This is a genomic window from Arthrobacter sp. ISL-28 (assembly GCF_018613875.1).
Lineage (GTDB): Bacteria > Actinomycetota > Actinomycetes > Actinomycetales > Micrococcaceae > Arthrobacter.
Genome location: NZ_JAGGPJ010000002.1, coordinates 44551 through 65407, shown reverse-complemented (window position 1 = coordinate 65407; position 20857 = coordinate 44551). Strand labels below are relative to the sequence as shown.

The window sequence follows — 20857 nt, the reverse complement described above, 5'->3', positions numbered from 1 at the left end:
CGTCCCGTCCCCACAGTTGCAGGGGGAGCGGTGGGCTGCTGCCGGTCCTGCAAGTTAAGGGACGGCTCCTGGCCGACGACGCATCCAAGTAGTCCTTCCCCAAAAAATCGAGTACTCGCTACTCGTGCCTGTACTTGCCTCATTGGCAAACATGAGGTTCACGCCATTCATTGGGGAATGCAGTACATGGGGATAGTAGGTGCACACATGGTTCAGACAGTTGCAGAGGATACTCGCTGGTCACGGAGAGCCCACGACGACGAGTTCCTCACGACAACCGTAAAGGGGGCAGGCGGAGCGCCGGCGCGGCTGTCCATCAACATCCTGGGTCCGCTCAAGGTCCGCCGCGGAAACGTGGTCATCGGGTCTCACGAGCTTGGCGGCCCGAAGCCCCGGCAGGTACTCGAGATTCTGTTGCTCAAGCTGGGCACACCCGTCTCGAAGAATCACCTGATCGACGTCCTGTGGAACGGGCAGCCTCCCGCTGAGGCACTCTCCACCCTCGAAAGCTACGTCAGCGTCCTGCGGCGCCACCTGCAGCCGGGTTCCGGCAAGGGCGGAGCGCTCAGGACCGTCACCGGCGGTTACATGATTGACCGCTCGATGGTTGACCTGGACCTTGACCGGTTCGACGAACTCCTGAAGCAGGCGGGACACGCCAGCCCGGATGAATCCTACACGATGCTCGAAAAGGCACTCGAGATCGCCTCCGTGCCGCTGCTCGGCGACGAGCTCCTGGCCGGCTGGGCCGAAGAGGAACGGTCACTCCATGCAGCCCGCGTGGCCAGCATTAAGGCACGCGCTGCAGAGGCTGCCGTCACGGTAGGGCAGTCGGAACGAGCCGTGGCACTGGCCAGCGAACTGCTGCTGGATGATCCCATCAACGAACGGGCCTGGACAGCGCTGGTGCTGGGGCTCGAGGAATCCGGCCAGTACATGGAAGCGCTCCGGGCGTACGGACGCTGCCGGCGGGTCATGGACCAGGAGATCGGCTGCCTCCCCGGACGGGCACTCCGGGACGCGCACGCCCGGCTGCTTCAGGCCACCGCCGCGAGCGACGATGACGCCTCTGACATGTCCGAGGACGATACCCCCCTTCCTCCCGTTTCATCGCAGAGCACGCGGGAGATCAGCATCCTGACCATCGACGACCACAACACCTTCACGGAACTGCTCACCGCAGCCCTGGACCGGGAGCCCGACCTCCGCAGCGTGGCCTCGGCCACCACCGCCAAGAGCGGCGTGGAACAGAGCATGGCGCTTAAGCCCGACGTCGTCATCATGGACTACCACCTGCCCGACGGCGACGGCCTCACCGCTGCTGCCCGCATCCTTGCGGATGCCCCGCAGACGCGGATCGTGATGCTGACCGGCGACCCGACCCCGGAAGCCTTGCGCACCGCGGCTTCGATGGGAATTTGCGCTTTCCTGCCCAAGGGCGGCTCCCTGTCCACGCTGCTGGATACCCTCCGCTATGCACGGGCAGGGAACATGGTGGTTCACCCGTCACTGGTGGCGCAGCTGGGCATGAGCACTCCGAAGCCGGCCCCTGTCGTGCGCGAAGTGGAGCCGGGCGCTCCTGTGCTGACGCCCCGGGAACTGGATGTGCTCCGGCTGATGGCCGGAGGTCATGGGTCCAAGGAGGTGGCCAGCAAGCTGGACATCTCGCTGAACACCTGCCGGGGCTACGTCAAGGCGATCTTCGCCAAGCTGGGAACTCATTCACAGCTGGAATCGGTTATGGAAGCTTCACGGCGCGGCATGCTCGAGCAGCCGTCTGATGGCTAGGCCGTCCTTCCTGAAGCCCGTGCTGTTCCACCCGATAGAGTCGCCGCAGGCTGAACGCTCCGAGGTTTTCAATGCGGTGCGGCAGTTCCTGGTCATGGGTCTAGTTGCCCTGGTGGTGGTCACCACGCCGGTAGGGTTCTGGATCTGGTCCGAAGCGGAAGGCCACGCATTGGAGAACTCGCAGCAGGCCACGGAGAATTTGGCCCAGAACATCGTGGCGCCGCTCCTTGATGAGGCCTTGCTGGCGGGGGACCCTGCAGCCATCGCCCGGCTGGACGAGCGCCTGCGTCCGTGGGTGGTGGAGCGGTCCGTATTCGAAATCAGGCTCTGGGACTCGGAGGGCCGCATGGTGTACTCCGACGACGAGAAACTCATCGGGCAGAAATTTGACCTGCCGCATGAAGCCACCGACGTCCTGGCCGGCAGGGAGATCAAAGCAACGCTGGAAGTGCAGGCGGACGAGGTGCAGGCGGGTGGAGTGGACACCGGCGAGCTGGTGGAAGTGTACGTGCCCGTGACGGCGCCCAACGGTGAGCGCCTGGCTTTTGAGGCCTATTACGACGACGATGCTGTCCGCCAGGAACAGGTTGCGGTCCTCGTGGACATGGCTCCGGCGTTCCTGCTGGGGCTGGGCGTCTTGCAATTGGCGCAGCTCCTCCCGGCAGTGCGGCTGGCCCGGAGGATCCAAGCCTATGAAGCGGGCCGAACCCGTCTCCTCCGCCGGGCCATCGAGGCCTCGGAGCTGGAACGCCAGCGGATTGCCCGTGACCTGCACGACGAAGTCATCCAAGACCTCTCGGGCCTTTCTTACATGCTGGAATCCGAGGAAATGCACCGTCCGGTGGGCCAGCGCCAGCTCTTCGCCGATGCCCGCCGGATCCTGCAGGACAATGTGCGGAACCTGCGTGCCATGACGAGCGAGCTGTACCCGCCAGACCTGAACCGGCTCGGCCTGCGCGGCGCCCTTGCACGGCTCGGCGATCCGCTCGAGGAACGCGGCATCAGCCTCACGCTGGAGCTTCCGCCCAGGTGCGAGCTGGACCGCGACCGTGCCACCCTGTTCTATCGTGTGGCACGCGAAGCCCTGGCGAACACTGCCAAGCACTCCAAGGCGACCACGGTGGAACTTCGGCTCAGGCAGGAAGGGCCCAGCTCCGAAATACGGATCCACGACGATGGGTGCGGCTTCGACCAGAGTCTGGGATCGCCTGATGGACACTTCGGCTTGCGGATCATGAGGGACACCATCGGTGAAGCCGGAGGCAGCCTGCAGGTGATGTCCGGTCCCGGACAGGGAACCACTGTGATCGCCCGGTTCGGGCCGCGGATCGGAACGGAGGGCATGGAAGGTGTCCCGCGTGCTGTTTCCGGCCCGGTAAGCGACGGAGTTACGGATGAGGCGGGGATCCCGCAGCCGGTGCCTTAGCTGGTGCCGGCGAACTGGTGGCCAGCGTGCGGTCGTGGCCTCGCGTGCGGGACTCGCGGGCCGGCCGGCTCCCAGTCCCTTAGCCTGTAACAGCGGTATCTGTAATCCGTTACAGCGGTCCGAAGGAGACCGCCCCACAAGCCGCCGGCTCCTCCAATGACGTAGGGGCCGGCGTCGTTCCGAGAGAAAGCAGCCCCTTGATGCCATCGCAGAGCCCGCAGGAACCCGCTGCACTGCAGCACCCGCGATTCGCCCGCGCTTACGCAAGGGCCGTGGTCGGAATGAACCGCCGGGGCGGCGCGGAACATCGCCGCCGCCTGCTGTCCGGCCTGCAGGGAAGCGTCATCGAAGTGGGTGCCGGCGAGGGATCGTCCTTCGGGCTGTACCCCTCCACCGTGACTGATGTTCTGGCGGTCGAGCCGGATGATTATCTGCGCGGACTGGCCGGACACCGTGCCGCCTCAGCCCCCGTACCGGTCGTGGTGGTCGCGGGATCGGCGGAACATATCCCGGCTCCCGACGCCGGCGCGCATGCGGTGGTCTGCAGCCTCGTCCTCTGCAGTGTTGCTGACCAGGGCAAGGCGCTCGCCGAGATCTTTCGCGTGCTGCGTCCCGGCGGAACGCTTGCGTACTACGAGCACGTCCGTTCCGACATCCGGCTGGTTGCCGCGGCAGAGGACGTGCTGACTCCTGCCTGGCAGCGGATGGCGGGCGGCTGCCACCCCAACCGGGATACACTGCAGGCCATCACGGCCGCAGGATTCCAGCCGAAGGACAATGAGCGCTTCCGCTTCGCACCGCATCCGCTGGCCCCGCCACTGGCCCACATTCTGGGGCACGCCACGCGTCCCGGTGAGTGAAAAGCTTCATGTGGCGGAGTTGTCCACATAGCCGCATTGGCACTGAAAGCGGCGCCTGCGGCACCGGTACAGTGACTTTATGCCTGCCGAATCGCCTCCCGGGGCTCCCCGGATCCCGATGCCTCCACGGGCGCCATCACTGAGCGGCGTTCCGCCCGTGGAGGGGCTGCTCGAGGCGGCCCGCGTGGTGACGCTGCCGATGCGGGTGAAATTCCGCGGCATCCTGGAACGCGAAACGCTGCTGCTGCGGGGACCGGCGGGCTGGGGCGAGTTCGGCGCCTTCCCGGAATACGGCGACGCCGAAGCGTCCCGCTGGCTCGCCTCCGCAATCGAGGCCGGCTGGCATGGATTCCCGGAGCCGCTGCGGACCAGCATCCCTGTCAACGCCACCGTGCCGGCGGTTCCCGCCGTGCAGGTGCCGGAGATCCTGGCCCGGTTCGGCCGTGTGGATGCCGTCAAGATCAAGGTCGCCGAGCGCGGGCAATCCCTCGACGACGACGCCGCCAGGGTCGCCGCCGTCCGCGCCGCACTGCCCGGCGCCGCCATCCGCGTGGATGCCAACGGAGGCTGGAATGTTTCCGAGGCAGTGGAGGCACTCACGCGGTTGGCCGGCGTCGAACTGGAATACGCGGAGCAGCCCGTGCCGGATATTGACGGCTTGGCCGAAGTGCGCCGGCAGTTGCGCAGCCGCGGCGTTCCGGTGCTGATTGCGGCTGACGAAAGCGTCCGCAAGGAAGACGACCCCCTCAAAGTGGCCCGCGCCGGCGCCGCCGATCTGATCGTGGTGAAGGTGGCCCCGCTTGGGGGAGTGCGGCGTGCGCTGGACATCGTTGCCCAAGCGGGGATGCCCGCCGTCGTAAGCTCCGCGCTGGACACGTCCGTGGGGATCCGCGCCGGGCTGGCGCTCGCCGCCGCGCTCCCGGAACTGCCGTATGCGTGCGGCCTTGGGACGGTGTCGCTGCTCGCCGCGGACGTCACCATGGATCCGCTGGTGGCCGACGACGGCGCCATCCGACTCCGCGATGTCGTCGCCGATGAGGGGCTGCTTGAGCAGTACGCCGCTTCTTCCGAACGGAAGGAGTGGTGGCTCGCCAGACTGCGCCGTGCCCGCGCCGAGCTACTTACAGTCCTGTAAGTTCACCGCGTCTTAACCGGAGTGATCTCTCAATTTCAGTTGCCGCTGACAGGGTGAGCGGGACCGAAACTCACCCCTTGGAAGGTCTCTTCATGTCTGAAATTCCCGGGCGCAAGTTTGCCCTGCTGCGCATGCTCGGCCACACCAAAGGCAAGCGCAGCCCCGTCACCTGTGCCCTCAAGTGTGACAACGCCTGCTCGGGCGACGTCTGCAACACCAGCTCCAACAGCTACTTCCGCGACATCGCATCCACCACTCTGTCCCGCCGCGCCGCGCTCGGCTTTGGCGCCGCCGGTGCCCTCGCCGTCATACTCGGTGGTTCCGTGGCCTCTTCCGAAACCGCCGTTGCCGACGGCGGGACCGGCCTTTCGGGTGCCGCAAAGGACGGCTACGGCCGGGCCGGCGCGTCCAAGCTGCAGTTCACGGCTATTCCCTCCGTCGCGGCCGACGTCGATGCCGTGACGGTGCCGGCGGGCTTCACGTGGCGGCCGGTCATCCGCTGGGGTGACCCGATCTTCAACAATGCCCCGGCGTTCGACCTCAATGCGCAGACTGCCGCCGCCCAGGAGCGCCAGTTCGGCTACAACAACGACTACTCGGACATCCTCGAGATCCCCGGCAGCAAGGGCCGCCGCGCCGTGCTCTTCGCCAACCACGAGTACACCAACGACGCCATCATGTTCCCGCCGTCGATGCCCGCTGCGGACGTCCGCGCGGTCAGCCAGGCAGCCCATGGCCTCTCGGTTGTCGAGCTCGAGCGCGCCAACAAGAGCACACCGTGGAGCTACGTCAAGGGCGCCGGCCTGAACCGCCGCTACCTGAACAGCACGCGCTATGAACTGACCGGTCCCGCGGCCGGCTCCGCGCTGGTCAAGACCGTGGCCGATCCCGCAGGCCGCTGGATCAACGGCACACTGGGCAACTGCGCCGGCGGCACCACGCCCTGGGGCACCATCCTGTCGGGTGAGGAGAACTTCAACGGCTACTTTGTGGCTCCCGGGACCTCCCCCTCGGACAAGCGCTACGGCCTCACCAACAAGCCCACCGCCCGCCAGTGGGAACTGGACGATCCACGCTTCAACACCAACAACCCCGGCTACGAGAACGAGGCCAACCGCTTCGGCTGGATCGTCGAGGTTGACCCGTTCGATCCCACGTCCACCCCGAAGAAGCACTCCTCGCTGGGACGCTTCAAGCACGAAGGCGCCAACGTGATCGTGGCAAAGTCCGGGCACGTCGTGGCATATTCCGGCGACGACGAGCGCTTCGACTACCTGTACAAGTTCGTCTCGAAGGCCAAGTACCGCGAGGGCTACCGAAAGCACAACATGACGCTCCTGTCCGAGGGTGACCTGTACGTTGCCAAGTTCACGGGCGACTCTCCGGCGGCCGAGATTGACGGGACTGGCAAACTCCCCGGCGACGGCTCCTTCGACGGCAAGGGCGAATGGCTGCCCTTGGTCGTGGGCGGCCAGTCCAAGGTCGCCGGCATGTCTGTCGAGGAAGTGCTCGTCTACACCCGCCTGGCCGCGGACAAGGTGGGGCCCACCAAGATGGACCGCTGCGAGGATGTCCAGCCGAGCCTGCACACGGGCAAGGTCTACGTGGCCTGCACCAACAACTCGGACCGCGGCAAAGTGGGCAAGGAAGGCGCCACGGAGGTCAACCCGCGCAACGAAAACCGCGACGGCCACATCGTCGAAATCACCGAGACCGGGGACCAGACTTCGACGAAGTTCACCTGGAACCTCCTGATGGTCTGCGGCGATCCGGCGCAGGGAGACGTCACCTACTTCTCCGGCTTCCCGGCGGACCAGGTTTCGCCCATCTCCTGCCCGGACAACCTGGCGTTCGACTCCGTCGGCAACCTCTGGATCTCCACCGACGGCGCCCCCTCGGGCATCGGCCGGGCGGACGGCCTCTTCAAAGTCACCCTCGAAGGTGCCGAGCGCGGCCGCGTGGAGCAGTTCCTCGCCGTCCCGCGCGACGCCGAAACCTGCGGACCGATCGTCCACGACACCGAAGGCCACGTGTTCGTCTCCATCCAGCACCCGGGCGAGGACGGCACCTTCGAGGCGCCAAACTCGTACTTCCCGGACTACGTGCGTGCCGGTGCATCGGTGAAGCCCGGCCAGGCACGTGCCCCGCGCCCGTCTGTGATTCAGGTGTTCTGCACGGACGCCTAGGGTCCCCGCGTCCCCGATTCCGCCCTCCACTCTCCCGCAGGTTTTGTCGGGTCCTGCTTGACCCTCCCGCATATCTTGTCGGGTCCTGCTCGACCCTCCCGCATATCTTGTGGGGTCCTGCTTGACCCTCCCGCACATCTTGTCGGGTCCTGCTTGACCCTCCCGCAGATCTTGTCGGGTCCTGCTTGACCCTCCCGCACATCTTGTCGGGTCCTGCTTGACCCTCCCGCAGGTTTCGTCGAGTCCTGCTCCACCCTCCCGCACCTTTGGCTGCTGGGCGGCGGGATGTGCGGGAGGGTTTGGGCTGGGGCGGCTGGATGTGCGGGAGGGTTTGGGCTGGGCGGCGGGATGTGCGGGAGGGTTTGGGCTGGGGCAGCGGGATGTGCGGGAGGGTGTGGGCTGGGGCGGCGGGATGTGCGGGAGGGTGTGGGCTTGGATGGCAGGAACTGCGGGAGCGTTTGGATGGTGGCAGACTGGTTCGGTGACCTCCGAGGACCCAACCAAGCCTTCCGTCCCTGCGCCCCAGACGCCGGCCACCCCGGTCCATGGGGGCAGGGTCAGCATTCCCGCGCACGCGATTACGCCCGCGCACACAACCCCGCACACAACTCCGCCCGCAGACTACTACGGCCACGCGGACTCCGACAGCCACGCAGGCTCCGAGAGCCAGGTGCGTGCCACCGCAAACGCCGAACCCGCAAGCCAGCTGACGTCGATGGCTGCGGCCCGGATCGCAACCGCGGCCCTGCTCGACGGCGGTGTCCGGTACGTGGCGGTGTCCCCCGGATCCCGGTCGGCTCCCATGGCGTATGCGCTGGCCGAAGCGTCGGCAGCGGGTCGGGTGGAACTGCTGGTCCGGATTGATGAACGTTCCGCCGGCTTCACCGCCCTGGGCCTGGCGCTGGTGACGGGCGCTCCGGTGGCCGTCCTGACAACCTCGGGGACCGCCGTCGGCAATCTTCTGCCGGCGGTCATGGAAGCCAACCATGCCGCAGTCCCGCTCGTGGTGGTGTCGGCCGACCGTCCCGAAGAGCTGCGCGGCACCGGCGCGAACCAGACCACCGTCCAACTGGACCTTTTCGGCGAACACGTCCGCTTCGCCGTGGACGTTCCCGCCGGCGACAGCCCGCAGCGCGCCGTGGATACGGCGCTCGCCGCCGCCACGGGGGCGTTCCAGGACACGCCGCCCGGGCCGGTCCAGCTCAACCTCGCGTTCCGCGACCCGCTGGTTCCCGAGCCGGGGGAGCGGCTGCCGGAGCAGCGCGGCCACGGCGGGTTCCGTATCGGCACCGAGCCGCTCACGATGACCCTGACGCACACCACGGCCGACCTTCCGGAGCGGCGCACCGTGGTTCTTGCCGGCCATGATGCCGGTCCGGTCGCCGAGGCGTTCGCCCAAGCGCACGGCCTGCCCCTGCTGGCCGAGCCGTCGTCCAACTCGAGGTTCGGCCCGAACGCCGTAGGCCCGTACCGGCTTCTGCTGGATCACTTCGGCCCGGACTCCGCGCTGCCGATTGAGCGCGCCGTGGTGTTCGGACGTCCCACGCTTTCGCGGCCGGTCTCGGCGCTACTGGCCCGCACCGACGTTCCCGCCGCCCTCTACGAGCCCGTCCCTGTGGCCTGGCACGAGCCTGGCCGCCGCCGCGAAACGCCTCTGGCCAGTCTCACAGAACTTGCCGAATTCGCGGGCCGGGGCTCCTCGGCCTGGCTCGACGCATGGCTGCTGGCCAGTTCCGCGGCGCAGCACGCTCTAGACAGTGTGCTCACCGACGTCGAAGCGGCAACGGGGCCGTCCGTGGGTGCACTCGTCTGGCAGTACTCGCGCGGCCAACTCGTGCTGGGCTCATCCAACGGCATCCGCGACGTCGACCTCGCCGGGCAGCCCGCGACCGAACCGTCCGCCACTGTCTTCGCCAACCGCGGCCTCGCCGGGATCGACGGAACCATCTCCACCGCCAGCGGCATCGCCGTCGGAGGCCATCAGGAAACCACGCTGCTGCTCGGCGACGTCACCTTCCTGCACGACGCGGGCGGCCTGCTCCTCGGCGCCGGCGAAGCCCAGCCGCAGCTGCGAATCGTGGTTCTGAACGACTCCGGCGGAGCCATCTTCAGCCTCCTCGAGCACGGCGCGGTGGCCCAGGCGGGCGGCTACGGAGACGCCGTCGAACGCCTCTTCGGCACGCCCCACTCAGTGGACATCGCGGCACTCGCCGCAGCGTACAGCGTCGGGCACTGCACGGTAAGTACGACGGCGGGACTCGCCGAAGCGCTTGCCGCACCTTTCGCTGGCCGCACCATCATTGAGGTGCGCACGGACCGGCACCACCTCCGGGCCCTGCACAGGCGAATCAAGGCGGCGGTAAGCGCGGCCGTGTCGGGCGTGCTCGCCGGGTAGCCTGCGGACTTCGACAGGACGAGGTGCTACTCGGACTTCTATTGGCCGGAGAGCCGGAACGTCATGAGATGGGTCTGGGCCGATCTCTGGAAGCCAGCTGAACTCGAGCGCAAGCTCACGGCCGCAGGGGTGCCGCGCCGTCGTCAGGACTCGCGAAAGGTGCCAGCACGCAGAAATGGTCCGGGGACCCCCCCGAATATGAGGGGCCCCGGACCGTTTGCGCGTCCCCGGCGCTGGGCCGGCCGAGCTACTCCGTGATGTCGATGTGCGTCGGGTCCAGCACGCGCTTGAGGAACTCCTTGGTGCGGTCCTGGTTGGGGGAGCTGATGACCTGTTCGGCTCCGCCTTCCTCCACCACCACGCCGCCGTCCATGAAGACCACGCGGTCGGCCACTTCACGGGCGAAGCCCATCTCGTGCGTGACCACCAACATGGTCATGCCCTCCTTGGCCAGGTTCCGCATGACGGAGAGGACGTCGCCGACTGTCTCGGGGTCCAGCGCGGACGTGGGCTCATCGAACAGCATCAGCTCCGGGTCCATGCTCAGCGCCCGGGCAATGGCCACGCGCTGCTGCTGGCCGCCGGACAGCTGGTCCGGATAGCGGTCGGCGAGGTGCCCCAGCCCCACGCGCTCAAGGTTGGCGTGTGCCACCTTGTCCGCCTCGGACTGGGAGCGCTTGAGCACCTTGGTCTGCGCCACCGTGCAGTTCCGGAGCGCGTTCAGGTGCGGGAACAGGTTGAACTGCTGGAAGACCATGCCGACCTTGCGGCGCATCCTGTCGATGTCCACATCGGGGTCAGTGGCGTCGAAACCGCCGACGTGGATGGTGCCTTCGTTGGGCTGCTCCAGGAGATTCACGCAGCGCAGGAGGGTGGATTTGCCGGAGCCGGACGGGCCGATCAGGCAGACGACCTCTCCCGGCGCCACGTCCAGGCTGATGCCCTTCAGGACCTCGTTGGCCCCGTAGGACTTGCGCAGGTTCTGGATGGAAACACCGGCGGCGTTGAGGGAACCGGTGTGATTGCGGGAGTTGGTTACGACGTCGTTCATTGACTTCTCTGCCTATCGCTTGGTCCGCGCGGAGCGGCTTTCGAACTTCCGGGCCAGGAGGCTCAGCGGGATGGTGATCACCAGGTAGAACGCCCCGGCCACAAGAAGCGGCGTAAGCCCCGCGCCCAGGCTGGAGATGCCGTCCCGGCCGAACTTCGTGAGCTCGTACTGCGAGGCGGTCAGGCCGAGCACGTAGATCAGCGAGGAGTCCTTGGTCAGCAGGATGACCTCGTTGGTCAGCGGCGGGAGGACAATCCTGAACGCCTGCGGGATCACGATTGTGACCATGGCCTGCCACTGGGGCATGCCCAGGGAACGCGCGGCCTCCATCTGGCCCCTCGGTACTGCCTGCAGGCCGGCGCGGAGGGTTTCGGCGATGTAGGCCGCGGCGACCATGCCGAGGGAAACCATCACCACAGCGGTCACGTCCCACGAAACGCCGAAGGCCAGCGGAACGCCGTATCCGAAGGCAATGAACACCAGCAGGGCCGGGATTCCGCGGAAGAATTCGATGTAGCCGGTGGCAATCCAACGGTACAGGGGGAAGCTGGAGAGCTTCATAAGGGCCAGCAGCAGGCCGCCGGACAGGCCCACGATGAAGCCGAGGAAGGTATAGATCAGGGTGTTCCTCAGGCCAGCGACGAAGATATCCGGGAACATCGGCCCGATCTTGCCGAAGTTGAAGACGCTGTTGCCGATGGTCTTCCAGTCGGTGGCCAGGATCAGCGCGGCCATCGCCACAACAAAGATCCCGGCTTGGACGTACAGGCTTACTCTGGCTCGCTGACGCGCGGTCATTGTCATTGCCATGGTCTACTACTCACAATCGTTTTGCGCAGTTGAGGCCCCGTACGGACTGCTGAACAGATCCTGAACGGGGCCCCTGCTGCGTAGGTCTCAGGCGCGTTGGCTACTTGGTGGGTTCGCCGAACCAGGTGGTCTCGAACTTTTTGAGAGTTCCGTCATCGGTCAGTCGCTTGAGCGTGGAGTTGACGTGGTCAAGCATGGCCGTGTTGCCCTTCTTGATCGCGATACCCAGCTTTTCACCTGTGGCGAAGTCCTCCACGCGCTTGTACTTGGGATCGTCCTTGATGGCGTAGCCCAGGACAGACTGGTTGCCCAGGGCGGCATCGATGGTGCCGGCCTTGAGTGCCTGGACCAGAAGTCCCGTGTCTTCGAACTGCTGCGCGTCGAGGCCCTGGTCCTTCGCGTACTTGGCGCCGGTGGTGGCCTGCTGCACGCCGACCTTCTTGCCCTTGGCGCTGATGACGTCCGTGATGCCGGAGCCTTCGGAAGCCACGAGGGTGAGGTCGTCATCCAAGTACGGCTCGGAGAAGTCCATGACAGCCTTCCGCGGTTCCGTGATCGAGATCGAGGAGATGGAAACGTCGCACTGGGTCAGGGCGGTGCCGGTCTCGATGGCCTCAAAGGAGCTGTCGACCACGCTGAGCTCAGCGTTCATGTCTTTGGCAACCTCGGCTGCGATATCCATGTCGAAGCCGACAATTTTGCCGTCCTTCTGGAACTCGAAGGGCTCGTAGGGAACGTCGGAGCAGACGGTCAGTTTGCCGGGGTTGATGAGCTGCACGCCGCCTTCGCTGCTTGTGGCTGCGGGGGTCGCGCCGCCGCCGCCGCACGCGGTGAGGCTGAGTGCCCCGGCGGCGAGGAGTGCGACTGCCTTGGCGCTGAATTTGGCCGTGGCAAGGGACTTAAACATGTTTCTTACCTTTTGTTGCAGGAGTATGCGGGACTAACGCGGCTTATAGTGTAACGCTCAAAGAAGAGATGTGCATCACAGAAAACTAACTTTGACTATTGGATAACTAAACGAGGGGATTTGGCAAGGCGTTCACAGCAGGGGGTGTCTGTCATCCCAGACTGTGCGGGCTGGGCGGTCAGAACAAAGCGGATGTGCCAGTGCCTCAGCTGCTGATGCCGAGGGATTCCAGCATCGGCCGGAATTTGGCCCACGTCTCAGCCAGCTCCGCCTCAGGTTGTGAGCCTTCAACTATGCCGCAGCCGGCATATAACCGGACGACGGTAGGCGACTCGATGACGGCACCGCGCAGGGCAATGCCCCATTCGCCGTTCCCGGCGGCATCGAGCCAGCCAACCGGCCCCGCGTACGGGCCGCGGTCCATGTGCTCAAGCTTGCGGATCAGGGCGCCGGCCACCGTGGTGGGAGTGCCGCAGACCGCCGCCGTGGGATGAAGGGCGTTTATCAGGGCAAGGCAGGTGGGCACATGCCCCTCCACCTCGGTGAGCTCCGCCTTGACGTCCGACGCGAGGTGCCAGACGTTCGGCAGTTCCAGAATGAACGGTTCACTGTGCGCGTTCATGGCCTCCGAGAACGGCGCCAGCTGCGTGGTCAGCGACTGGATCGCGATCTCGTGCTCGTGCCGCTGCTTCTCCGAGCCGGCGAGCACGCGTTCGGCATAGTCCAGCGGCAGCCCCGCCTCGCCCACCGCGTCCCGGCGGTCGAGCGTGCCCGCAAGCACCCGGGCCTGGGCAGTGCGCCCCTCCACCTGGATCAGCATTTCGGGCGTGGCACCCACGAGTCCGTCCACCCCGTATGTCCAGCACTCGCGGTACCGGATCGCAAGCTGCCGCAGCACCTCGGCGGCATTGACGCCCTCGGGCACCGTGGCCACGACGTCGCGCGCCAGGACCAGCTTCTCCAGCCGGCCGGTGCGGATTTCGGCAACCCCTTCGGCGACGGCGGCCATCCAGTCCTCTTCGCTGAGCGAGCCGGTTTTCAGGGTGGCAGTTCCGGAAGGCCCGACGGCGGAACCCGCGTGCGCGGACACGTCACCGGGAGTGCCGGGCAACAGGGCGCCCGCGGGAGCGGGATCGGCAGGCGCAGCCTCCAGCCAGCCCCGAAGGGCGGCGAGGGCGCTCTCCTCGGTGAGTTCGGCGTCGTCGGTCCTTATCTGGGTGAGCCAGGCGCGGCCGTCCCGGACCCCCACCACGATCTCGGGCACAATCAGCCGTGATTCATGGGCGGAAACCTTGGAGAACGCGAACGAGCCGAAGGCTACCGGGCCGGTGCCCGGGCACTCGACGTGGTCGGTGATGTCCGCCTCGATGACGAGGTGCCGCCACCAGATGTCGGCCTCGAGAAAGCGCTCCGGGCCGGTGGCCGTGAACCGGGCCGCCTCGCCGAAACCGACGAGTCCGGCCTCGCGGCGGGTCCAGCAGAGGACGTCATCCCGCACCAGATACGACGGCAGCCCCCCGGGAGCCGTTTCTCCATCCAAAGGGACTGTCAAGGTGCGGATCGTTCTGGTCATGATGGGTCAACACTACTCCGCGCGGTACATTCCGATAGAAAAGCGTAGGTTCAGCGGCTGTCTTGCTCGACTTGTACCTTTGTTCACTGGGGGAGGCCAGTACAAAACAGTGGCAAACGGCAGATTCAGGTAGATTGACAGGGTGAACCGAGCATCCTTGGATAAGCGTCCTGACGAAGTAGCCACGATGTTTGACGACGTCGCCCCTAAGTACGACGTCGTCAACGATGTCCTCTCGATGGGGCAGACCCGCCGCTGGCGCAAGGTCGTGGTGGAAGCCATGGATGTGCGGCCGGGCCAGCGTGTCCTGGATCTTGCCGCCGGGACGGGCACCTCCAGCGAGCCATATGCCGATGCAGGCATAGATGTGGTGGCGTGCGATTTCTCCCTCGGAATGCTCAAGGTGGGCAAGCGCCGCCGCCCGGACATCGACTTCATCGCCGGCGATGCCACCAACCTTCCGTTCGCGGACAACACGTTCGACGCCAGCACCATCTCCTTCGGTCTCCGCAACGTCAACGAACCCAAAAAGGCGCTGGCCGAATTGCTCCGCGTGACCAAGCCGGGCGGGAAACTGGTCATCGCCGAATTCTCCCAGCCCGTGGTCCCGCTGTGGCGCACCATGTATACCGAATACCTCATGCGCGCCCTGCCGGCCATCGCCACCAAGGTCTCCTCAAACCCCGACGCCTACGTCTACCTCGCCGAATCCATCCGCGCCTGGCCGGACCAGGACCACCTCGCGGCCTGGCTGCAGGAAGCCGGCTGGCAGGACGTCACTTACCGCAACCTCAGCGGCGGCATCGTAGCCGTCCACCGCGCCCACAAACCGCTGACCGGCAACGGCTCGGCCGCCGCAATCGCCTCCCACACAGGCCCGGTGGCCAAGCTGCGCCGGAACATCCCGCGCACCGCCCGTTGACGCTGTGAGAGTACTGATTGTTGGCGCGGGTCCGGCCGGATCCACGGCCGCGTATTACCTCGCTAGGGCCGGCATAGATGTCACGGTTCTGGAAAAGACCAGTTTTCCGCGCGAGAAGGTGTGCGGGGACGGCCTCACTCCCCGCGCTGTCGGGGAGATCCAGAAGCTCGGCCTGCCGCATCATGAGGCGGACGGCTGGCGCCGGAACAAGGGCCTGCGCCTCCTCGCCGGTGGCCGCTCCATCGAACTGCCCTGGCCTGAGGTGTCCAACTTTCCGCAGTACGGACTGATCCGCACGCGCCTTGGTTTTGACGAGGAACTGGCCCGCCACGCACAGGCCGCGGGCGCCGTCGTGCTTGAACGCCACAGCGTCAACGAAGCGCTCCGCGACGACGGCCGGGTGACCGGGGTGCGCGCCGCGATCCTGGACGAGTCCGGACGCAAGACGGCGGAGACGCGCGACTTTGGCGCCGACGTCGTGCTCGCCGCGGACGGAAACTCGACCCGCACGGCCGTCTCCCTCGGCATCCAGAAGCGCGACGACCGCCCGCTCGGCGTCGCGGTGCGGACCTACTTCACCTCCCCCCGGCACGACGACGACTGGATGGAAGGCTGGCTGGAGCTTCCTGGCCGCGACGGCAAGCTGCTGCCCGGCTACGGCTGGGTGTTCGGCGTGGGCGACGGCACCTCCAACGTGGGGCTCGGCATCCTGAACTCGTCCAAGGAATTCGGCAGGCTCGACTACAAGCAGGTGCTCCGCGAATGGACCGCCGGCATGCCAGCCGAGTGGGGTTTCACGCCCGAGAACCAGGTGGGGGAGATCCGCGGGGCCGCGCTGCCCATGGGCTTCAACCGCACCCCGCATTACTCGCCCGGCCTGCTGCTGCTGGGCGACGCCGGCGGCATGGTGTCACCGTTCAACGGCGAGGGCATTTCCTACGCCATGGAGTCCGCCCGCTTCGCGGCCGAGTTCATCGTCGATGCCTCCCGTTCCAGCCGGGCCGCTTCGGGTGCCTTCTCCGCGTACGACGCCGACACCCGCCTGGAGGGGTACGCGGACTATGTGCGGGAACAGTGGGGATCGCACTTCACGCTGGGGCGCGCATTTGCCGCGCTGATCGGCAAGCCCGCGGTGATGAAGCTCGCGCTGCGGACCGGAATGCCCGTGCCCGTGCTGATGCGCTTCGTGGTCCGCCTGCTCGCCAACCTGACAGATCCGTCCGCCAAGGGCTTCGAGGACCGCGCCATCCGGCTCTTGGAACTGCTGGTGCCGGCCACGTCCAACACGTCCACCCAGTCGCCGTCCGGCCTCAAATCAGCGGTTTCCGCAACAAAAAGTTAGGGTTAACCCGTGACCAACTCCGCGAACCACAGCTGGACGCACGCCGGGCATGGCCTGCCGACCTCCGAACCCAGCCTCAACACCACCGCCATCGCCACCGGACTGCAGCTGCCGGCGGGCTTCGCGGCCATTGCGGAGGACCCCGAAGTCGGGCCTGCGATTACGAACAACCTGGCACGCGTGGAGAAAAAACTCCGCGAGGCCATTGCCAACTCGGATCCGCTGGCTGACGCGACGTCGCGCCACCTCGTGGAAGCCGGCGGCAAGCGCATCCGCCCGTTGCTGACCCTGCTCTGTGCCCACCTCGGTGACGCGTCGCTGCCCGCCGTGGTGCAGGCCGCCGTCGTCGTAGAGCTGACCCACCTGGCCACGCTGTACCACGACGACGTCATGGACTCGGCTCCCTTCCGCCGCGGCGCCCCCACCGCGCACGAGGTCTGGGGCAACTCCGTGGCCGTCCTGACCGGCGACCTCATCTTTGCCCGGGCCTCGATCCTGGTGTCCGAGCTTGGCTCCCGCGCCCTGGGCATCCAGGCACGCACCTTCGAACGCCTCTGTCTGGGCCAGCTGCACGAAACGGTCGGCCCGCGCCCGGATGAGGACCCGGTGGAGCACTACCTCTCGGTCATTGCGGACAAGACGGGCTCCCTCGTGGCAGCCTCCGGGCAGCTGGGTGCCATCTTCGCAGGCGCCGATGAATCCTACGAGGACCTCCTGGTGGAGTACGGCGAAAAGGTGGGCGTTGCCTTCCAACTGGCCGACGACGTCATCGACGTCACGGGCGTCAAGGTCAAGTCCGGCAAGTCCCCGGGAACCGACCTGCGGGAAGGCGTCCCCACGCTGCCCGTGCTGCTGCTGCGCAACGCCGCGAGCCAAGGTGACCAGTCCGCCGTCGAACTTCTCAAGCTGATCGACGGCGACCTTTCGTCGGACGAGGCGCTGGCCAAAGCCGTGGCCGGACTGCGCGAGCACCCTGTAACTGCTGCATCATGGGTTGTTGCCCGGGCCTGGGCAGACGAAGCGATCGCGGCGCTCGACCCGCTGCCCGAGGGCGTGGTGAAGGCGTCGCTGACCAGCTTCGCGCACGCCGTGGTGGACCGCGCCAGCTAGATCCCAAGGCTCAAGTCGGGCTTAACCGGAACGGCCCCGGTCCCTTACAGCGCCACACTGTAGGGAACCGGGGCCGTTTCTCCGTTCGCATCAGATCCACCGGAGGCATTTAGTGGACCGTGAATAAGTCTATGACAGGTTTGTCACAAAATTCAAATGCATTGTTAATCGGCGTGTCACAGCGTTCTTGTTAGCGGTGCGCCTTCCGCCCGTCCGTCGTGGGGCATTTTGGGGCGGGAACAGGGCATTCCGCACTCTAAGCCCGGCGTTTCCGTGTCGAAGTGCCCCGATTCTGCCGGCTTTTCCACATGGAGCGACCCGGCCCTGCCCTGAGCGGCAGGTTGCGGGCACCTTGAATCCATGGACATTGAGAATTTCCTGCGTCCGCGCGGCGGGGCGGCAAGGGCGGCGACGCTCCGGGGCGCGGGTTTTTCGCGGACGTACCTGGATAAAGCTCTGGCCTCGCGGCGGATCATCAGGCTCCGGCGAGGTGTGTACAGCCTGCCTGAGGAGGCCGGGATATTCGGCGTCGCGCTGCGCCACAATGCGGTGCTGACCTGCCTCTCGGCCGCGCCCGTCTACCGGCTGTGGACACTCAACGACCCGGGGGCTGTGCACCTGAGCCCAGGCCATCATGCCGGGCCGCCGGGGACACTCATCCACGGCAAATGCCGCCACCCACGCCATCCCTGGCTCCCGGTTGCGGGCCTGGCCGACGTGCTCATCCACTCCCTGCGCTGCCTGCCCGCCGTGGACTCGCTGGTTATGGTGCAGTCTGCGGCTGGCCGCGGTGACATCTCGCTGGACTTTCTCCGCCACAAGCTACCCGGAAACCGCAATGCCGGGTCAAGGGCAATCTTGGACAACGTCATTCCGCGGGCGGACTCGGTGCTGGAGGTCCTGGCCAACTTCCACTTCAGGAAGGCCGGCCTGCAGGTCCGCCGGCACGTTGAAATCGAGGGCGTGGGCGAGGTGGACTTCCTCATCGAGGAGTGCCTCATCGTGGAGATCGACGGCGGATCGCACCTGGAGGCTCGGCAGGTAAAAAAAGGACCGGAGGCGAAACAACGCGTCAGTGGTCGGAGGCCACCTCGTCCTGAGGTTCGGCTACGACGACGTCGTCCATCACCCCGAGCGGACGGTGGCGGACGTGCTGGCGGTACTTGAGCTCCGCAACAGGGGAGCCTTCAGCGCCAGATGACTCCCGCCGTCGTGGGCCACATTGAAGACCCAAGGCGCGGGAACGGGCCTGCCACCCGGCGTGTCCGTGTCAAAGTGCCCCAGTTCGGCGGGGCCGCACACAGCCGGCAAACCTTAGTCCTCGTCGTTGAACGCCCAGTCGAACATGTCAAAGACGAACTCGGAGAAGGTGCCCTCTTCGCTCTTCCACTGGCCGCGGGCATTGTTGCGGCGGTACACGATGGGGTCCGGAACGCTGAGATCGCCCACACGGAAGCCCCAGGTGAAGTTTTCTTCCTCATCCTCGAGGAACATGAGGAAACCTTCGTCGTCCACCTCGAGTTCCTCGGGGTCCCAAAAGTAGTGGTAGGCCTCCATGAGGTCTTCGCAGCCGCCGAGGGCCAGGTAGAACTCCCGCAGCACCAGCGGGATGGTGAACTGGTGATCGGCGAGGGCCTTGTCGAGCTCTTCCTCGGGCAGCCCGTCCTCTTCCTGCCATTCGTCTTCGAGATACTTCGGAACGAGCGCACGGAACTTCTCGAGGAACATGTCAGTCATGGCTCTTATCCTAGCTAATCCCGGCCCCTGTACTCGGACGTGTCCAGCCCCAGCCGGTGCCAGCCGCGGACAGCCAGCGGAACATGCCAGGAACGCCGCCAGGCAACCACGCGGAACGCAAACACCACGGCGGCGACGGCACCCGCGGTGGCAGGGCTAAAGGCTCCGGAATGCCAGAGGGCAGACGTCAGCGCCGCGCCTACGAAAGCCGGAAGCGCGTAGAGATCCCTGGCATCGAACAGTTGGGGCACCTCGTTCGCAGTGATGTCGCGGAGCAGGCCCCCGCCCACCGCCGTCGTGACGCCCATCAGGATGGCCGCGACCGGATTCATCCCGAAGGAAAGCGCCTTGAGCGTGCCGGTGATGCAGAACAGGGCCAGTCCGCCGGCGTCGAACAGCGTCAGCAGCGAGGTGAAGCGCTGGACGCTGGAGAACAGGAAATACACCAGCACCGTGGCCAGCAGCGGAGGCGCCAGGTATGCGGGGTTGCTGAAGGCCGCGGGCGGGCCGGCGTCGAGGATGATGTCGCGAATCATGCCGCCGCCCAGTGAAACAAGGGACGCGAGGAGGAGGGAGCCGATGATGTCGAACTGTTTCCGCGCCGCAAGCAGCGATCCGGAGACCGCGAAGAAAAAGACGCCGGCCAAATCCAGCCACACCAGAGCGATGTCAAAAGAGAATGTCATGGAGCGTCCCGGCTAATTTCATGGGGCGGACAGTGCGGCTCCAACGTTACGCTAGCCCCTATGAATAGCCCGATCATGATCGCCTGTGCCCACGGGACCTCCAACGCGCAGGGAGCCGCCGAGGTCAACGCACTGCGCGCCAATATCGCCGCGCTTCGCCCCGGACTCGACGTCCGCGAGGCCTACGTGGACGTCCAGCAGCCCGATCTGGTGGACGTGGTGGCCGGGCTCCCGGAAGATCCCGACGGCGGATCGGCCGGCGCCTCCGCCGTGGTGGTCCCGCTCCTGCTCAGCGTGGGCTATCACGTGAAAGTGGACATCGCACGGGCCGTCAAGAGCCGCCCGGGCAGCGTTGCCGCGGCGCCGCTGGGTCCGGATCCGCGCCTGGCCGCACTGCTGGACCAGCGCCTCCGCGAGGCCGGTGTGACAGACAACGACGCCGTGGTCCTCGCTGCCGCCGGCTCGTCAAACCCCAACGCCGCAGTCAGCGTGGAGGAGCTTGCCGATCAGCTTCGCGCCCTCCGCTCCAACCGCATCCTCCCCGCGTACGGCGCGTCCGCCAAGCCTTCGGTGCCCGAGGCCGTCGCCATCCTCCGGGAGGAAGCCGCAGGCGGCGCGGGCGCGGGGGAGTCCGCGGGGGGAGTGGATCTGGGTGGCCGGGTGGTCATCGCCTCCTACCTCCTCGCCCCGGGCTTCTTCCACGACCAGCTCGCCAAGGCTGGTGCCGATCTGGTGACCGCGCCGCTGCTGCCGTCACCGGTGCTCGCCGAGATCGCGCTGGAGCGTTACGACGCCGCGCTGGCTGCGCACGCCGCCCGGGCCTGAGCGGCCCGGGCCTGGCACGCCGCCCGGGCCTGAGCCGCGCGGGGCTGAGCCGCGCCGGCCTGAGCGGCGCCGGCCGCAGGCCCGCGGGGATGCGGTCGGGAAGG

At 66.7% G+C, this 20857-nt stretch carries 17 protein-coding genes; 11 read left to right on the top strand and 6 right to left on the bottom strand.

The window, feature by feature from the left end; translation table 11 throughout:
• Nucleotides 1-207: 207 nt before the first annotated feature.
• The 6 genes from J7E80_RS01065 to menD all read left to right on the top strand — a co-directional run bounded on the left by J7E80_RS01065 (nt 208) and on the right by menD (nt 9790).
• Nucleotides 208-1788: a BTAD domain-containing putative transcriptional regulator gene (locus J7E80_RS01065; RefSeq protein ID WP_215049630.1), complete on the top strand. Its 1581-nt coding sequence runs from the start codon at nt 208-210 to the stop codon at nt 1786-1788.
• Nucleotides 1781-3214 carry a sensor histidine kinase gene (locus tag J7E80_RS01060; protein ID WP_215049629.1) on the top strand — a complete coding sequence of 478 codons (1434 nt, stop codon included), beginning with the start codon at nt 1781-1783 and terminating at the stop codon, nt 3212-3214. Before J7E80_RS01065 ends, J7E80_RS01060 begins: the two co-directional genes overlap by 8 nt.
• Nucleotides 3215-3414: 200 nt before the next feature.
• Nucleotides 3415-4074, top strand: a complete 660-nt coding sequence (locus J7E80_RS01055; RefSeq protein WP_215049628.1) for a class I SAM-dependent methyltransferase — start codon at nt 3415-3417, stop codon at nt 4072-4074.
• Nucleotides 4075-4192: 118 nt separating this feature from the next.
• A complete protein-coding gene (locus J7E80_RS01050) occupies nt 4193-5209 on the top strand; it encodes an o-succinylbenzoate synthase (RefSeq protein WP_215049753.1) in 1017 nt (338 codons plus the stop codon).
• A gap of 92 nt (nt 5210-5301) precedes the next feature.
• Nucleotides 5302-7395, top strand: a complete 2094-nt coding sequence (locus tag J7E80_RS01045; protein WP_215049627.1) for a PhoX family phosphatase — start codon at nt 5302-5304, stop codon at nt 7393-7395.
• 715 nt (nt 7396-8110) lie between these two features.
• Entirely contained in the window at nt 8111-9790 is a 1680-nt protein-coding gene (gene menD / locus J7E80_RS01040; protein WP_215049752.1) for a 2-succinyl-5-enolpyruvyl-6-hydroxy-3-cyclohexene-1-carboxylic-acid synthase, read from the top strand.
• Between the two features lie 247 nt (nt 9791-10037).
• Here the strand turns inward: menD and J7E80_RS01035 are convergent, their stop codons facing one another.
• The 4 genes from J7E80_RS01035 to J7E80_RS01020 form a co-directional block, all read right to left on the bottom strand.
• Complete coding sequence (locus tag J7E80_RS01035) at nt 10038-10841, bottom strand: amino acid ABC transporter ATP-binding protein (protein ID WP_215049626.1); 804 nt, start codon at nt 10839-10841, stop codon at nt 10038-10040.
• A 12-nt stretch (nt 10842-10853) separates the two neighbouring features.
• Nucleotides 10854-11645, bottom strand: coding sequence for an amino acid ABC transporter permease (locus J7E80_RS01030; RefSeq protein ID WP_215049625.1), 792 nt, complete (start codon nt 11643-11645; stop codon nt 10854-10856).
• A 106-nt stretch (nt 11646-11751) separates the two neighbouring features.
• A complete protein-coding gene (locus J7E80_RS01025) occupies nt 11752-12558 on the bottom strand; it encodes an ABC transporter substrate-binding protein (protein ID WP_215049624.1) in 807 nt (268 codons plus the stop codon).
• Nucleotides 12559-12763: 205 nt separating this feature from the next.
• Nucleotides 12764-14131, bottom strand: a complete 1368-nt coding sequence (locus tag J7E80_RS01020) for an isochorismate synthase MenF (RefSeq protein WP_215049623.1) — start codon at nt 14129-14131, stop codon at nt 12764-12766.
• A 142-nt stretch (nt 14132-14273) separates the two neighbouring features.
• On the opposite strand from J7E80_RS01020, the gene J7E80_RS01015 reads away from it, so the two are divergent.
• The 4 genes from J7E80_RS01015 (at nt 14274) to J7E80_RS01000 (ending at nt 18672) form a co-directional block, all read left to right on the top strand.
• Complete coding sequence (locus J7E80_RS01015) at nt 14274-15053, top strand: demethylmenaquinone methyltransferase (RefSeq protein WP_311380730.1); 780 nt, start codon at nt 14274-14276, stop codon at nt 15051-15053.
• 4 nt (nt 15054-15057) lie between these two features.
• Nucleotides 15058-16395, top strand: coding sequence for a geranylgeranyl reductase family protein (locus tag J7E80_RS01010; RefSeq protein ID WP_215049622.1), 1338 nt, complete (start codon nt 15058-15060; stop codon nt 16393-16395).
• Nucleotides 16396-16404: 9 nt separating this feature from the next.
• Nucleotides 16405-17505, top strand: coding sequence for a polyprenyl synthetase family protein (locus J7E80_RS01005; protein ID WP_215049621.1), 1101 nt, complete (start codon nt 16405-16407; stop codon nt 17503-17505).
• Between the two features lie 360 nt (nt 17506-17865).
• Nucleotides 17866-18672 (top strand): type IV toxin-antitoxin system AbiEi family antitoxin domain-containing protein, encoded by an 807-nt coding sequence (locus tag J7E80_RS01000; protein WP_251036286.1) that lies wholly within the window; start codon nt 17866-17868, stop codon nt 18670-18672.
• Nucleotides 18673-18819: 147 nt separating this feature from the next.
• On the opposite strand, the gene J7E80_RS00995 is transcribed toward J7E80_RS01000, so the two are convergent.
• Entirely contained in the window at nt 18820-19242 is a 423-nt protein-coding gene (locus tag J7E80_RS00995) for a hypothetical protein (RefSeq protein ID WP_215049620.1), read from the bottom strand.
• Between the two features lie 14 nt (nt 19243-19256).
• Nucleotides 19257-19928: a trimeric intracellular cation channel family protein gene (locus J7E80_RS00990; RefSeq protein WP_215049619.1), complete on the bottom strand. Its 672-nt coding sequence runs from the start codon at nt 19926-19928 to the stop codon at nt 19257-19259.
• Between the two features lie 60 nt (nt 19929-19988).
• Between J7E80_RS00990 and J7E80_RS00985 the strand changes: the two genes are divergently transcribed.
• Nucleotides 19989-20753, top strand: coding sequence for a sirohydrochlorin chelatase (locus J7E80_RS00985; protein WP_215049618.1), 765 nt, complete (start codon nt 19989-19991; stop codon nt 20751-20753).
• The last annotated feature ends 104 nt before the right edge of the window (nt 20754-20857 follow it).

Bases quoted from the DNA above. Each gene is read 5' to 3' on its own strand.
- J7E80_RS01045 (WP_215049627.1), top strand. From the start codon at position 5,302: ATGTCTGAAATTCCCGGGCGCAAGTTTGCCCTGCTGCGCATGCTCGGC.
- J7E80_RS00985 (WP_215049618.1), top strand. From the start codon at position 19,989: ATGAATAGCCCGATCATGATCGCCTGTGCCCACGGGACCTCCAACGCG.
- J7E80_RS01065 (WP_215049630.1), top strand. From the start codon at position 208: ATGGTTCAGACAGTTGCAGAGGATACTCGCTGGTCACGGAGAGCCCAC.
- J7E80_RS00990 (WP_215049619.1), bottom strand. From the start codon at position 19,928: ATGACATTCTCTTTTGACATCGCTCTGGTGTGGCTGGATTTGGCCGGC.
- J7E80_RS00995 (WP_215049620.1), bottom strand. From the start codon at position 19,242: ATGACTGACATGTTCCTCGAGAAGTTCCGTGCGCTCGTTCCGAAGTAT.
- J7E80_RS01050 (WP_215049753.1), top strand. From the start codon at position 4,193: ATGCCTCCACGGGCGCCATCACTGAGCGGCGTTCCGCCCGTGGAGGGG.
- J7E80_RS01030 (WP_215049625.1), bottom strand. From the start codon at position 11,645: ATGACAATGACCGCGCGTCAGCGAGCCAGAGTAAGCCTGTACGTCCAA.
- J7E80_RS01020 (WP_215049623.1), bottom strand. From the start codon at position 14,131: ATGACCAGAACGATCCGCACCTTGACAGTCCCTTTGGATGGAGAAACG.
- J7E80_RS01035 (WP_215049626.1), bottom strand. From the start codon at position 10,841: ATGAACGACGTCGTAACCAACTCCCGCAATCACACCGGTTCCCTCAAC.
- J7E80_RS01000 (WP_251036286.1), top strand. From the start codon at position 17,866: ATGGACATTGAGAATTTCCTGCGTCCGCGCGGCGGGGCGGCAAGGGCG.
- J7E80_RS01025 (WP_215049624.1), bottom strand. From the start codon at position 12,558: ATGTTTAAGTCCCTTGCCACGGCCAAATTCAGCGCCAAGGCAGTCGCA.
- J7E80_RS01060 (WP_215049629.1), top strand. From the start codon at position 1,781: ATGGCTAGGCCGTCCTTCCTGAAGCCCGTGCTGTTCCACCCGATAGAG.
- menD (WP_215049752.1), top strand. From the start codon at position 8,111: ATGGCTGCGGCCCGGATCGCAACCGCGGCCCTGCTCGACGGCGGTGTC.
- J7E80_RS01055 (WP_215049628.1), top strand. From the start codon at position 3,415: ATGCCATCGCAGAGCCCGCAGGAACCCGCTGCACTGCAGCACCCGCGA.